At 39.1% G+C, this 14,137-nt stretch carries 12 protein-coding genes; 2 read left to right on the top strand and 10 right to left on the bottom strand.

The window, feature by feature from the left end; all coding sequences use genetic code 11:
* Positions 1–4: 4 nt before the first annotated feature.
* The 4 genes from lpxA to H561_RS0103220 all read right to left on the bottom strand — a co-directional run bounded on the left by lpxA (position 5) and on the right by H561_RS0103220 (position 4,520).
* Positions 5–799 carry an acyl-ACP--UDP-N-acetylglucosamine O-acyltransferase gene (gene lpxA, locus H561_RS0103235; RefSeq protein ID WP_027385713.1) on the bottom strand — a complete coding sequence of 265 codons (795 nt, stop codon included), beginning with the start codon at positions 797–799 and terminating at the stop codon, positions 5–7.
* Complete coding sequence (locus H561_RS0103230) at positions 800–2,197, bottom strand: bifunctional UDP-3-O-[3-hydroxymyristoyl] N-acetylglucosamine deacetylase/3-hydroxyacyl-ACP dehydratase (RefSeq protein ID WP_027385712.1); 1,398 nt, start codon at positions 2,195–2,197, stop codon at positions 800–802.
* Entirely contained in the window at positions 2,190–3,221 is a 1,032-nt protein-coding gene (lpxD, locus tag H561_RS0103225; protein WP_027385711.1) for a UDP-3-O-(3-hydroxymyristoyl)glucosamine N-acyltransferase, read from the bottom strand. The genes H561_RS0103230 and lpxD overlap by 8 nt, the downstream gene beginning before the upstream one ends.
* A gap of 72 nt (positions 3,222–3,293) precedes the next feature.
* Positions 3,294–4,520, bottom strand: a complete 1,227-nt coding sequence (locus tag H561_RS0103220) for an HD domain-containing protein (protein WP_034761282.1) — start codon at positions 4,518–4,520, stop codon at positions 3,294–3,296.
* 318 nt (positions 4,521–4,838) lie between these two features.
* Here H561_RS0103220 and porX point away from each other — a divergent pair, with 318 nt between their 5' ends.
* Both porX and H561_RS0103210 read left to right on the top strand, forming a co-directional pair.
* Positions 4,839–6,383 carry a T9SS response regulator signal transducer PorX gene (porX, locus tag H561_RS0103215; protein ID WP_027385709.1) on the top strand — a complete coding sequence of 515 codons (1,545 nt, stop codon included), beginning with the start codon at positions 4,839–4,841 and terminating at the stop codon, positions 6,381–6,383.
* 215 nt (positions 6,384–6,598) lie between these two features.
* A complete protein-coding gene (locus tag H561_RS0103210; protein ID WP_027385708.1) occupies positions 6,599–7,363 on the top strand; it encodes an exodeoxyribonuclease III in 765 nt (254 codons plus the stop codon).
* Between the two features lie 47 nt (positions 7,364–7,410).
* On the opposite strand, the gene H561_RS0103205 is transcribed toward H561_RS0103210, so the two are convergent.
* The 6 genes from H561_RS0103205 to H561_RS0103180 form a co-directional block, all read right to left on the bottom strand.
* On the bottom strand, positions 7,411–7,782 hold the full coding sequence (locus H561_RS0103205) for a septal ring lytic transglycosylase RlpA family protein (RefSeq protein ID WP_027385707.1): 372 nt from the start codon (positions 7,780–7,782) through the stop codon (positions 7,411–7,413).
* Between the two features lie 405 nt (positions 7,783–8,187).
* Positions 8,188–9,489, bottom strand: coding sequence for a 30S ribosomal protein S12 methylthiotransferase RimO (rimO, locus tag H561_RS0103200; RefSeq protein WP_027385706.1), 1,302 nt, complete (start codon positions 9,487–9,489; stop codon positions 8,188–8,190).
* Positions 9,490–9,582: 93 nt separating this feature from the next.
* A complete protein-coding gene (gene rfbC / locus H561_RS0103195; RefSeq protein ID WP_027385705.1) occupies positions 9,583–10,128 on the bottom strand; it encodes a dTDP-4-dehydrorhamnose 3,5-epimerase in 546 nt (181 codons plus the stop codon).
* A 199-nt stretch (positions 10,129–10,327) separates the two neighbouring features.
* Positions 10,328–11,086: a sugar transferase gene (locus tag H561_RS0103190; protein ID WP_228372213.1), complete on the bottom strand. Its 759-nt coding sequence runs from the start codon at positions 11,084–11,086 to the stop codon at positions 10,328–10,330.
* Positions 11,087–12,150: 1,064 nt separating this feature from the next.
* The gene (locus tag H561_RS0103185; protein WP_027385703.1) at positions 12,151–12,975 is read right to left on the bottom strand and encodes a glycosyltransferase family 2 protein; all 825 of its coding nucleotides are present in this window, start codon (positions 12,973–12,975) and stop codon (positions 12,151–12,153) included.
* Between the two features lie 20 nt (positions 12,976–12,995).
* Positions 12,996–14,123 carry a glycosyltransferase gene (locus tag H561_RS0103180; protein WP_027385702.1) on the bottom strand — a complete coding sequence of 376 codons (1,128 nt, stop codon included), beginning with the start codon at positions 14,121–14,123 and terminating at the stop codon, positions 12,996–12,998.
* Positions 14,124–14,137: the final 14 nt, after the last annotated feature.

Raw genomic sequence — 14,137 nt, 5'->3', positions numbered from 1 at the left:
AATATTAATTATTGTCTTTTCCGGTTCCGTATCCTTTTACAATCCCTCTCGGTGAGTTCTGGATAAACTGAAGGATCTCATCTCTTTCAGCCGTCGGAAGCATTTCTTTTTCGATGTGTGAAATAGCCTGGGAAACGTTCATTTTCATCTGGAAGATCGCCCGGTAGATCTTCTGGATTTCAAAGATTTTTTCATTAGTAAATCCTCTTCTTCTCAGGCCGACCGAGTTGATCCCTGCATAGGACATCGGCTCTCTCGCCACTTTTACGTAAGGCGGAATGTCTTTTCTTACCAGAGTACCACCGGAAATCATCACATGCTTGCCGATCTTACCAAACTGGTGAACAGCAGACAGGCCTCCCATTACGGTATAGTCCCCTATTTCCACATGCCCTGCAATACCACAGCCGTTAACGATGATGACATGATCTCCGATAATACAGTCGTGGGCAATGTGCGTAGTGGCCATGATCAGGCAGTTTTTACCTATCCTTGTAAAGCCCAGGGCTTTGGTCCCCCTGTTTACGGTGACACACTCCCTTATGGTGGTTTCATCATCAATGATGACCTGGGTATCTTCACCGTCGAATTTCAGATCCTGGGGAATCGCCGAAATGACGGTGCCGGGGAAAATCCTGCAGTTCCTGCCGATTCTTGCGCCATCCATGATGGTCACATTAGGGCCGATCCACGTGCCTTCTCCGATTTCCACATCCCCTGCAATAGTCGTAAAAGGTTCTACGATTACATTTTTGCTTATTTTCGCACGCTTATCTACGGCTGCTAATTGATGAACCATTTAATCAACTTTATTTTTTGCAACTTGAGCCATTAACTCTGCTTCTACGGCTATACTGTCCCCTACATATCCGTATCCCTGCATATGTACGATCCCTCTCCTGATCGGTTCGATCAGTTCAATTTTGAAAATAAGGGTATCTCCGGGAACCACTTTCCTCTTGAATTTTACTTTATCAATCTTAATAAAATAGGTAGAATAGTTTTCAGGATCGGGAACACTTGCCAATACAAGGATACCGCCTGTCTGCGCCAGTGCTTCAACTTGTAAAACCCCCGGCATTACAGGTTCTTTCGGAAAATGCCCCACGAAGTACGGTTCGTTCATGGTTACATTTTTGAGACCCACTACATGGGAGTCCGAAAGTTCGAGAATTTTATCAATCAGTAAAAACGGCGGCCGGTGAGGCATGAGTTTCATGATTCCGTTGATATCGAAAACCGGCTCTTTTGTTAAATCAAAATCCGGAACGTTTTTCTTTTTCTGCAGTTTCCACTGGCGGTTCAGTTTTTTTGCAAACTGGGTATTGACATAATGCCCCGGTTTATTGGCAATCACCTTGCCTTTTATTTTCACGCCTGCCAAAGCCAGATCACCGATCACATCCAGTAATTTGTGCCTTGCCGCTTCGTTGGGATAGTTTAAGTTCAGGTTATCAAGAATACCGTTGGGTCTGATGGACACTTTGTCTTTCCCGAATGCCTTTTTCAGCTTTTCCGTCGTTTCCGGGGTAAGGTCCTTATCTACATAGACAATCGCGTTGGAAATATCTCCGCCTTTGATCAGGCCGTGGTCCAAAAGCATTTCCAATTCATGCAAAAAGCTGAAGGTTCTTGCAGAAGAAATCTCGTCTTTAAACTCAGAAATATGTTTAAGGGTAGCATTCTGGGTTCCTAAAACCTTGGTCCCAAAATCTACCATCGTCGTCACTTCGTAGGTATCTGAAGGAATAATGGTGATTTCCGACCCTGTAGCCGGATCGCTGTAGGTAAGCACTTCCTTGACCACCAGATATTCTCTGATCACGTTCTGTTCCACCACCCCTACGCTTTCGATAGCTTCCACGAAATATTTTGAAGACCCGTCCAGGATGGGAGGCTCGGAAGCATCCATTTCTAAAAAGGCATTGTCAATATCGCAGCCTACCAGTGCTGCCAAAAGATGCTCACAAGTGGTAATTTTTACACCCAGTTTCTCTAAGGTCGTTCCTCTTTCTGTAGCCGTAACATAATTTACATCAGCTTCCACCTGCGGATGTCCCTCCAGGTCTGTTCTTACGAATACAAAACCTGTATTTTCTTTGGCAGGTTTCATGGTTAGCTTTACTTCTCTACCAGTATGAAGTCCGATTCCGGAAAGTGTCACTTCCTGCTGAAGTGTTTTTTGCATATCACTCATTAGTTTTATCTTTTGAGGTATTCTCAAGATTATTTATTCTGTTCACAATTTCAGTGAAATTTCTGAAATGGACGTAGTTTCGAAGATAGTCATTATAACTGATAGCCGGCGAACCGTACAGCGTATCTTTATCATTAACGCTGGAATTCACACCGCTCTGGGCCTGGATTTTCACCTGGTTCCCTATTTTGATATGGCCTACAATCCCCACCTGGCCGCCGATCTGGTTCCAGTCGCCGATGGTAGTGGATCCCGCAATTCCGGCCTGGGCCGCAATAACGTTGTTTCTCCCGATCTTCACATTGTGGGCAATCTGGATGAGGTTATCAATCTTGGTCCCTTCACCGATAACGGTAGAACCGATCGTCGCCCTGTCTATACTGCAGTTGGAACCGATTTCCACATGGTCTTCAATGATGACGTTTCCTAATTGGGGAATCTTTTTGAATCCTTCGGGAGTAGGCTGGAAACCGAAGCCGTCTCCGCCGATAACGGTATTGGAATGAATAACGCAGTGATCACCGATGATACAGTAATCATAAATTCTCGCTCCGCTGTCGATTTTGCAGTTTTTCCCGATCTTCACCCCTTTGCCGATGTATACCTGCGGATAAATCTGGGATCCTCCCCCTATTTTTGCTTTTTCCGAAACATAGGTAAAAGCGCCGATATATACTTGATCGCCGATTAGAGCGGTCTCATGTATAGAAGAGCCGTCTTCCACCCCTTCTTTTCTTCCCTGCATCTCCTGGTACAGATTCATCAGTACCTGGAAGGAAAGATAGGCATCTTTTACCGAAATTACGGTAGGACCGTAATGATCTTTGGTGATAAGGTTCTCTGAAACAATGATGACCGAACATCTGGAAGTATCCAGATACTGTATGAACCGGTCTTGTGCGATGAAAGAAAGATGTCCTGTTTCCCCGCTTTCGATAGGTGAAACTCCCGTAATAAGTGCATTTCCGTCACCTATTATTTTTCCGTCAATAAAACTTGCAATTTGCGAAGCTGTAAATTCCATATTCTGCAAAGATAAGAAATTCTGTAATTCACAAACATTTTTTAGTTTTCGGATTTTGAATTTTATTATTCTTTAAGAAATAAAGCCCTCATTCTCTCTCGGAAAAGTAAGGATATACCGGGTGGTTTTGTTCACCATCAGGCCGGAAAGCAGCTGGTCTTCCGATTCCTCGAGCCTGATCTTTTTACCGTTTTTCTGCAGCAGGTAGATCGGCTGTTTCTGGGTATCATACGGGAGGAGCTTCCGTTTTATTTCATGGACCAGTTCATTGCCGTTCCCGATTCCGAAAAGGTCATTGGTGTATTGTATTTTCCCGGCAACAAATTCAGGGTCAAAAGGATGAGAGGAAATAACGGTTTTCGGAAGATTTCTCCGGATGACACACTGACACCAGTAAGACAGGATCATATCGTCTGCATTCTGCCAGCCTTTCATCGCCTGGATAATATCATTGTCATCGAGCTGCGTAAACCTTTCCACGTCTTCATCCGTGGCCGCACCCTTTTCCCTGTATAAAAAATAAGTTAGATTTTCAGTGGCCGGCAGGTTCATTCCCTGCGATACCAGATATTTTGCCCTTTCCAAAATTTTAACCAAAAGAAACTCCGCCAGGGCCGATGTTTTATGATAATATACCTGCCAGTACATAAACATCCTTGCGGTAAGGAAGTTTTCAATAGAATACACGCCTTTGGCATCGATCACCAGTTCTCCGTTTTCACAGACATTCATCATGGAAATAATCCGCTGGGTATTGATGCTTCCTTCGGAAACGCCTGTAAAGAAGCTGTCGCGTTTCAGGTAATCCAGGCGGTCAACGTCCAGCTGGGAAGAAATCAGCTGGTTGAAAAACTTCCGGTGGTATCGGCCCTGAAACATTTCAATGGCGCAGGACAATGCCCCGTTAAACTCTTCATTGAGGCGGTTCATCAGTAAAAGCGAGAGGTTTTCATGGTGCCAGTCATCCATCAGCATGCATTCCAGCGCATGGGAAAACGGGCCGTGCCCGATGTCATGCATCAGAATAGCCAGCATCGCGCCTTTTTCCTCATCTTCAGAAATTTTGATCCCTTTCTGCTTCAAAGTTTCCAACGCCGTAAACATCAGGTGCATCGCACCAAGTGCATGGTGGAATCTGGTATGGGTCGCACCGGGAAAAATCAGGTTCAGCAGTCCGGTCTGCCCTATCCTTCTCATTCTCTGGAAGTAAGGGTGCTCAATAATGTCGAATAAAATTTCATGGGGAATCTTTATAAAACCGTGAACCGGATCATTGATGATTTTTAGCTTGTTCTGCATGGAAATGTCAGTATTTGCAAACAAATTTAAGGATTTTAAATTTTAACTTAATGACGCGTGGATTAATGTTTTTAAATTATCTTTGATACCCAGTTGAACATCCTTTAATATAAACTTAACGGCAGACAATGCACATTCAGGTGAATACATTCAGGTCATAAAATCCGGATAAAAATCCGGTAAAAAAGGCCGTTTCCTGATATAAAGGCAGCGTTGTGTTTTCATTAACTAAGATTTAACTATTAAGCCCCTGTTTTTGGGAAGTTTTAAAAGGAGTTGGTCAGCAATTTGATACAATAATCATGTAAAAAATAAATTATGTCGGAAAAGATATTATGGATAGATGATGAAATAGATTTACTCAAACCTCATATCGTATTCTTAGAAAAAAAAGGCTATCACGTAACCGGTGTCAACAACGTGAATGAGGCATTGGAACTCATGGATTCTGAAAAATTCGCCCTGACCCTCATTGATGAAAATATGCCCGGAATTTCAGGCCTTGAAGCCATCCCGATGATCAAAGACAAAGACAGTTCACTGAAGATCGTTATGGTAACCAAGAGTGAAGAGGAGCATATCATGGAAGAGGCAATCGGGTCACAGATTGCCGATTATATTTTAAAGCCGGTCAATCCGAACCAGATCCTTTTATCATTAAAGAAAAACCTTCAGGAAGACAACCTGGTCGAGCAGAAAACAATCCTCCAGTACCAGCAGGAATTCAGAAATCTTTCGATGGAGCTGTCTTATTTGAGGACCTACCAGGAATGGGCTGAATATTACAAGAAGATCGTGAACTGGGAGATTAAATTTGACAAGGTAGCGGATAATGAATTTGCAGACCTCCTGCAGTCACAGAAAGAGGAAGCGAATATCCAGTTTGCCAAATTTATCGAAAACAATTATGAAGACTGGCTTCATGATTCCGACAAACCGATGATGAGCCACACGCTTTTCAAGGAAAAGATCAAAGCTGAAGTGGAAAAAGAAAAGGTTCTGCTTTTGATGGTGGACAACCTTCGTTATGACCAGTGGAAAATGATCGAGCCCCTGTTTACGAAATACTACAACAAAATTTCAGAAGATTATTATTACAGCATCCTCCCTACTGCGACACAGTATGCCAGAAACTCGTTCTTTGCCGGGCTGATGCCGTCTGAAATTGAGAAACGGTTCCCGAACAAATGGTTTAACGACAATGAGGAAGGGAATAAAAATGAATATGAACGCGATTTCCTTGAAGACCAGATGAAGAGGATCGGCCTGGGCTCAAAATCCATGAAATACCTGAAAGTCCTGAATGCTGATTTTGAGAGGAAAATCTATGATGATTTCAACCAGCATAAAAACAATGACTTATTGGTGATTGTTTACAATTTCATTGATATCCTGTCCCATGCCAAAACGGATAACCATATTGTGGACCAGCTGATCCGGGATGATAAAACCTTCCGGTCATTGACCCTGAACTGGTTTGAAAATTCATCATTGATCAAAATAATCAAACTTGCGGCTGAAAGCGGCTTTAAGCTGGTCATTACTACTGATCACGGAACGGTATATGTGAAGAAACCGAGTAAAGTGGTCGGAGACCGGGAAACCTCAACGAATATCCGTTACAAAACGGGTAAGAGTCTTACCTACGATTCCAGCGATGTCTGGGCCATTACCAATCCTGAAAAACTGTTCCTGCCGAAAGGCAACTTAAGTTCAAAGTATATTTTTGCAAAAAACAGTACGTTCCTGGCCTATCCCAAGAATTACAACCACTTTGTGAATTACTATAAAGAAACCTACCAGCACGGCGGAATTTCACTCGAAGAGTGTATTATTCCTATCAGCATCCTGGAGCCTAAATAGTTTTAAATTTTAGTTTAATATAAAAAGGAACGGAAAAAATCTATAGATTTTTTCCGTTCCTTTTTTAATGTTCCTATCTTCGCAGAAATGTAAATCTCGTTTGGTATCCGGCTTATCTGCAGCATTCTGATTCAGAATTTGTCATCAGGCCGCATATTTTAAAACTGTAGGATTTACTTCCAAATATCAGGATCAATTAAATTTTATAAAGAGCAATGAGATTAATTACATACAACGTCAACGGAATCAGAGCCGCTTTTACCAAGGATTTTTTAGGATGGCTGAAAACGGCTGACCCGGACATCATCTGTATCCAGGAGAGCAAAGCCGGCAACGACCAGATCGACATGGAAAGCCTTGAAAAACTGGGCTATCACAGTTACTGGCATTCGGCCGTAAAAAAGGGCTACAGCGGGGTCGGAATCGCTTCCAAAATAAAGCCCGGCCATGTGGAATTCGGCTGCGGGATAGAGAGCTACGATAATGAAGGCAGGATCATCCGCGCAGACTTCGACGGGTTTTCCGCGATCTCCGTCTATGTACCTTCCGCATCCAATATAGAAAGGCTGGATTTCAAGATGCAGTTCTGCAATGATTTCCTGGATTACATTAAAAATTTAAAGAAAGAAATCCCGAATCTTATCATTTCAGGTGATTTCAATATCTGCCATGAGGCCATAGATATACATAACCCGGTTGGCCTGAAAAATACATCCGGATTCCTGCCGATGGAAAGGGAATGGATGACCCGCTTTATCGAAGAATGTGAACTGATCGACAGTTTCAGGTTTTTTAATAACGAGCCCGATCATTACACCTGGTGGAGCTACAGGCAGAATGCCCGGGCCAACAATAAAGGCTGGAGGCTGGACTACAATTTTGCCTCCTACAGTTTAAAGGATCAGCTTACAAGAGCCGTTATCCTGAAAGAAGCGGCCCATTCTGACCATTGCCCTGCTCTGGTTGAGCTCAGTCTGTAAAACAGAAGCTGGCTTAAAGCCGGCTTCTGTTTATTTAAATCATAAGATTAATTGACAATTTCATATTCAACCGGAATGGTACCGCTGCCGGTATTCCCGATTTCATCGAACGCCGCTTTAGACATATCTAAAGCTCTTGATGAATGGTAAGGCCCCCTGTCGTTTATTTTCACGACTACTTCTTTACCATTTTTAAGGTTGGTGACCCTGATATTCGTTCCGAATGGGAGCGTCCTGTTGGCTGCGGTAAATTTCGAATTGCTGAAAATCTCCCCGCTTGCTGTTTTCTTACCGTTAAACTTATCGTGGTAGTACGATGCATAACTTGTTTTTTTTGCATCCGTAGCATTCATCCTGAAAGAATAAACACCAAAGGCTGAAATCATCATTATGATTACGAGAATGAATCTTTTCATCATGTTGAACTTTTATTGGTTTTAACTGGGCAAATGTATCAGGAATCTGTTATAAGGCCTATTCCAAATGTTAAAAACAGTTAAGGAAAATAAAAACAGATGTTAATAACCCTTGTAACTTACTGTTAACAGGAGTTTTAGAAAAGGGTGTTAAAAAATGTTAAAATAGATATAGAAAAGTTAACATAATTAACAACTGTATAATAACTTCGGATTCAGGAAAAATAAAATTAACTGGAAATCAATTATTTAGAATAAATTTAGCTTTAAATAACCAATAACCATTGCAATATGGTGCAGGCTATAAGCATAATTTAAGATGATAACAATAAACTATAATTAATTTTCTATATAAATTAAAAGCCAATGAGTAATCTCACCGGCTTTTTAGTATCATTGAAATTAATATTAAATCAGTTCACCGTACAGGTCAAATTCTTCTGCGGAAGTAATCATTACATCAGCAAATTCACCAATTGAAATGTAGGTGTTCTCTGCAGAAACCAAAACCGTATTATCTACATCCGGGGAATCATATTCCGTTCTTCCTACAAAGTAGTTCCCTTCTTTCCGGTCAAAAATACATTTATAAATCCTGCCTAATTTTTCTTGATTTTTCTCCCACGAAATCTGTGACTGCAATTCCATAATTTCTTCTACCCTGGCTTCTTTCACTTCCTGCGGAATATCGTCTTCCAGGACATAAGCTCCTGTATTTTCTTCATGTGAATAGGTAAAACATCCCAACCGGTCGAATTTCTGTTCCCTTACCCAGTCTTTCAGTTCCTGGAAAACTTCTTCCGTCTCTCCGGGATAGCCTACGATCAGCGTAGTCCTGATCGCCATATCAGGAACTTTCTCTCTGAACTTGCTGAGAAGGGCATTGGTTTTTTCATGGGTTGTCCCCCTTTTCATTGATTTAAGCAGATCGGAATTGATGTGCTGCAGAGGAATATCTATGTAATTGCATACTTTAGGCTCTTCCCGGATAATATCCAGGACATCTTCCGGAAAGCCGCTCGGGAAGGCATAGTGGAGACGGATCCATTCAATCCCGTCAATCTTAACCAGTTCCTTTAAAAGGTCCGCCAGCGCCCGTCTTTTGTAGATATCAAGACCGTAATAGGTAAGGTCCTGGGCAATTAAAATCAGTTCCCGGGTTCCTTTTTTGGCTAATTTCTGAGCCTCAAGCACCAGCTTTTCAATAGGCGTAGACATGTGCCCGCCCCGCATTAACGGAATGGCACAGAACGAACACGGCCTGTCACAGCCTTCCGAAATTTTCAGGTACGCATAGTGCTTAGGCGTAGTGGTCATTCTTTCCCCTACCAGCTCATGCTTGTAATCGGCGCCCAAATGCTTTAATAGAATCGGAAGGTCCCGGGTTCCGAAATACTGGTCCACATCCGGAATTTCCCTGATCAGATCCGGCTTATATCTTTCTGAAAGACACCCCGTTACGAATACTTTTTCTACTTCGCCCCTGTTTTTTGCCTCCACATAGTCCAGAATCGTATTGATCGATTCTTCTTTTGCATTATCTATAAATCCGCAGGTATTAATCACCACAATATCGCCCCTATCTTCATGAACCACTTCTTTTCCGTTGGCTTTCAGCTGGCTCATTAAAACTTCCGAGTCATATACATTTTTGGAACAGCCGAGCGTGACGATGTTAATTTTCTTTTTACCTACAGATTTTGTGCGCATCTTTTTGATTTTGAGTCTGCAAAGATACAAAATATTGAATAGTTTGAATTAAAAAATGAAAACCACTTTATCAAAGTAGTTTTCAGGAGACTGTTAAAAGTTTTTCTCGCGGAATAAGGAAGCGTTTCGATCTTTTTCTGAAAGGATCATATCTTTTTCTTCAAGTTTCCAGTCTACCTGAAGCTCGGGATCATTAAACATCACATTCCCTTCTGATTCCTTATGATAGAAATTATCGCATTTATAAGAAAAAACGGCATGATCGCTTAAAACGGAGAAGCCATGGCCGAATCCTCTGGGTACATATAATTGTAATTTATTCTCAGCGGTCAGCTCAATCCCAAACCATTTACCAAAGGTAGGCGAATCTTCTCTTAAATCTACGGCGACATCCCAGACTTTGCCCTCCAGACACGAAACCAGTTTTGCCTGGGCATGCTCTCCTTTTTGCAAATGTAAACCCCGAAGCACCCCGTAAGAAGATTTCGAAATATTATCCTGAACAAAATGCCCGTTCATTCCAGTTAATTCCTCAAACTTTTTTTCATTGAATTTTTCAAAGAAATAACCTCTGTCATCTTCAAAAACAGTAGGTTCGATAATATAGCAGTCTTTTAAAGGGGTTTGTTGTATTTTCATGAATTATTTATTCTTATAATGTGCAACATTCTACTATTATCTACTTCTTTAATACAATAGAATTCATCAACAGCTCATGAGACATGCGGTCTGTATACTTATCTTAATTAAACTTTATCAATAAATTGTAAGAACCGTTATTCAATAGAATTGCAGCATCTAAATTAAAAACATACTATAATAAATTTAATTTTCAACCTTAATTACTATTTAAAGTAAAAACGATTTTTATCGTCCTGAATACAATAAGTATGTCAAACAGAAGAGAATAATTTTTAATATAAAATAAATCGTATTCTAATTTTTCAAGATTATCCTCCGGTGTAGCCTTGGGAAGATTTACCTGTGCCCATCCTGTGACTCCGGGTTTAATTAAATGCCTGAGATCAAACATTGCATTTTCCTCATTGGAAATCTTAACGAAATGCGGCCTTTCAGGACGGGGACCAATAAGGCTCATATCACCTTTCAGAATGTTCCACAACTGGGGCAGTTCATCAATTTTGGTCATCCTTAGAAATTTCCCGATTCTGTTTACCCGGACATCATTATTGGTTGTGAAATCTCCGTTATGGCATGAAACCATGGTTCTTATTTTATAAATCGTAAAGGTTTTGGAATTTTTTCCTACCCGTTCCTGAGAAAATAATACATCTCCATTTGAGGACAGCTTTACTAAAATGAAACCTAAAATAACCAGAGGAATTACGATGGGCAACAACAGTATACTTATTGTGATATCAACCAGCCTTTTTATGTTAAATTTTTCCTGCTTTTGACCGATTGTAAAAATATCATCGGCAAGATATACATTTCTTTCAAGACGTACGAGAGGGATCCTTTTATTTACAATTTCATAAAATTCATGTGCTTCATATACCTCAATGCCATTTTTACGGGCCTTTACAATTTCATTAGCTAAATCCTTATGTAAATGACCAATATTTGATGTTTCCAAAACAATACATTTAATATTAAACTTCATTAAATACTCACTGACACTTATCCTGGAATGATTAGATTTGTATACAATGGGTTTATATTTACTCTTGAATTTTTTGTCGCTAAAAAGCTTTAATGAAATATCACTGATATTTATAAATAAACAGACTTTTAAGGATCCATTTACTTTAAAAATAGCTCTATCTCTTTTCATTTTTATGGCAATGTTATTCACTTTATTTCAATTCAAATGTGTCGATAAATATACAAAATAGATTTATTGTGTTATACAGTAAAAATACCTATAAATTTATTTTCGCGAAGCTAAGGAAGTTTTTTATAAAAGCAAAAATAAAATACTTATTTTTATTTAATTTATATTGTATTAAATATTATTAACATATATCTCGTAATTTTTTATAATAAAAATAATGAATAATAATTTGACATTACATCTATAATTACCTGTTTATCGTCATTTATTTCATCGATAGGCGAATTTTTATAAAAAATATGAAACATTCTTTTGAAAATAATTGACAGATGATTTATTCTAAAACAAGACCAATCTTATAAACAATAAAATATTTACATTATTGATTATATAGCTTAATTCCTTTACAAATATGTCTTCTGTATATGATGAAGCAATAGGCTCTGTCTGCCTTAAGGCATCAATTATTACAATCCGAACTGCTGCATAATTGCTATTAAATAATACAATCCGGAAGATCGGCATTCTTCAATACCATTTTATTGTAAGTAAAACTTTACCACTACAATACGCTTGGTAAATTGTCTCCTCCAATGGTTAACTGATTCCTATAAAAAGGCAGTGAGCTAATAGGGAGAAATAATCAGCACTGATTATTTTTTAATTTTGAGCAAACTCAATACTCACAAAATAATACTCTCTTTCAGTTACGGTATTTTTATAGTTGTATCTGTTTTAACCTTATAATGAAAATTCTATTTGCCCGGTAAAATCATCCTTTAGCAGGAAATTTATCACCTTTAAATTTCGGTCTAAGATTTAATTAATTTTTAATAACAGACCTAAACGTCTATAACAGCAACTTTTCATTTGCCTAATGCTTTCAATGTTTTCTTATTGATTCTTGCCCTTTCATGATCAAAAAACCAACCCCATTTATTAAAATAATAGATCGCTGACTGCATTCCAATTCTGGTAAGCCTCCAGGACTTATGAGATCCTTTTTCAAAATGATGGTAAATATTAACTTTAGGATAGAAAACAGTCCTGTAACCGCCGTTGATCAGTCTCCTGCATAAATCAGTTTCCTCTCCGTACATAAAAATCTTTTCATCAAAAAAACCGACCTGGCATAAGGCATCAAGTTTTAAAAACATAAAACATCCTGAGAGATAAGGTACATCCATGGTTTTATTATAACCTGTAAACCTCAGCTCAAAAATCTCATTCCTCTTTTCAACCATATTTTTAAACGGATTAAATCTTCTGCCAATCCAGTCATAAGGTGTCGGAAGCAGTTTACAGAGACGCTGTATTCTTCCGTCAGGATAAAATACTTTGGGCATTACATTTCCTATTTCAGGATTATTCTCAAGATAATCGGCCAGCCCCTTAAGTGTGTTTTCATCAAAATAAACATCAGGATTCAACACCAGATGGTACATGCTGTCTTTTTCCATCGCCAATTTAATCGCAATATTATGTGCAGCTCCGAAACCAGGATTGGAAGGATTAAAAATATACTCAACCTTCGGATGACTGATAAGCGTCTTCAACTCATCTGTTGGAGAATTGTCTATTAAATATAAAAATATGGGGAAATCCGTTTCTGAATTTAGAAAGCTGTTAATTGCTTCCAGAAGAACTTCTGTATCATTTTTATAGCAAACTATACTAGCGGTTACAAACATTTAGTCAGGTTATTTGAAAATTAAACAGATTTAAATACATTGAAATATCTTTGAGCCCTGATTTTTGCACTCCCAAATACATCAAGTCTTTTCTTACCATTTTCGACCAGTAGTTCAGGAAGCTTTTCATCGTTCAGTATCTGCATTATTTTTGTTACAATGTCTCGAGGATCAAGAGGATCAAAATAAAGTGCAGCATTCCCACAGATAGAGGTCGCAAATGAATAGTGTGAGGTAAGAATAGGAATTTCCATTTTCATGGCTTCCGGATAATTTGCAGAAAATGATTCAATCAGGGTCGGCAAAAAAAGCGCATCACACTCCGAATACAATTGCGGACAGTCCTTAACATCCACTCTGCCGAGATTGATTATTCTAAGTTTGGCTTCACTGGTAAAATACTTCTCGTACTTCTGAGGATCAATTGTCAATACAAATTTGATATCCTTTGTGACCTTCTTTTCATCTAAAATTGCTGCAATTTCGTTTATTACGATAAGATTCTTATGGATATCAAATGAGGCCAATGATAGGAATCTATATTCGTTTTCTACCGGTTCAGGCAGGAATTGTTTTTTTTTCGAAACATTTCCGGTCTCAAAATATTTATTATAGGTATTGCTGACGGTAAAAATATTGGATTTATTAATCCCTAAAAATGCAGACAGCCTTACTGACATATCTTCGGTCTCACAAATAAAATATCTGCCGTTTCTTTTCAGGAAAAAACGATGGGCAATTTTCATCAAATTAATCCGAAGCCAATCTTTAACTGGTATTTTTTTGAAAAACGGAGATTCGGGATATACGTAATAAGAGTTTGCAAAACCGGTGATATGCTTGGATTTCGGAGTCCAGCATGACGGTCCAAATACTGAAAACACAAGATCAGGATTAATCTGACTTTCCAGCATTCTCAAGCGTTTCCTTATTGAGATCCCTTTCAGGCCATACAAAGGGTGATTTTCAAATTGATGGAAATGAAAATTTTCCGGAAAATCGGATATGTCAACTTCTTTTGACACCGTTTTACTTAAAAAAACATGATAGGTATTTTCCGGAAAAGCAATACATTCATATATAAATGAAACTGCAACCTGTGTTACTCCAGTTCCGCTTAATGTAGTAGTATTAATAATCAGGTTCATATTTAATAAAAGTA

The sequence above is a fragment of the Chryseobacterium gregarium DSM 19109 genome, from assembly GCF_000430845.1.
Taxonomy (GTDB): Bacteria; Bacteroidota; Bacteroidia; order Flavobacteriales; family Weeksellaceae; genus Chryseobacterium; species Chryseobacterium gregarium.
Note: the sequence above shows the minus strand (reverse complement) of the source record. Positions and strands in the feature narration are given on the sequence as shown.

Excerpts from the sequence above, each read along its gene's own strand:
- lpxA (WP_027385713.1), bottom strand. The coding sequence starts at position 799 with ATGGTTCATCAATTAGCAGCCGTAGATAAGCGTGCGAAAATAAGCAAA.
- H561_RS0103230 (WP_027385712.1), bottom strand. The coding sequence starts at position 2,197 with ATGAGTGATATGCAAAAAACACTTCAGCAGGAAGTGACACTTTCCGGA.
- lpxD (WP_027385711.1), bottom strand. The coding sequence starts at position 3,221 with ATGGAATTTACAGCTTCGCAAATTGCAAGTTTTATTGACGGAAAAATA.
- H561_RS0103220 (WP_034761282.1), bottom strand. The coding sequence starts at position 4,520 with ATGCAGAACAAGCTAAAAATCATCAATGATCCGGTTCACGGTTTTATA.
- porX (WP_027385709.1), top strand. The coding sequence starts at position 4,839 with ATGTCGGAAAAGATATTATGGATAGATGATGAAATAGATTTACTCAAA.
- H561_RS0103210 (WP_027385708.1), top strand. The coding sequence starts at position 6,599 with ATGAGATTAATTACATACAACGTCAACGGAATCAGAGCCGCTTTTACC.
- H561_RS0103205 (WP_027385707.1), bottom strand. The coding sequence starts at position 7,782 with ATGATGAAAAGATTCATTCTCGTAATCATAATGATGATTTCAGCCTTT.
- rimO (WP_027385706.1), bottom strand. The coding sequence starts at position 9,489 with ATGCGCACAAAATCTGTAGGTAAAAAGAAAATTAACATCGTCACGCTC.
- rfbC (WP_027385705.1), bottom strand. The coding sequence starts at position 10,128 with ATGAAAATACAACAAACCCCTTTAAAAGACTGCTATATTATCGAACCT.
- H561_RS0103185 (WP_027385703.1), bottom strand. The coding sequence starts at position 12,975 with ATGTTTGTAACCGCTAGTATAGTTTGCTATAAAAATGATACAGAAGTT.
- H561_RS0103180 (WP_027385702.1), bottom strand. The coding sequence starts at position 14,123 with ATGAACCTGATTATTAATACTACTACATTAAGCGGAACTGGAGTAACA.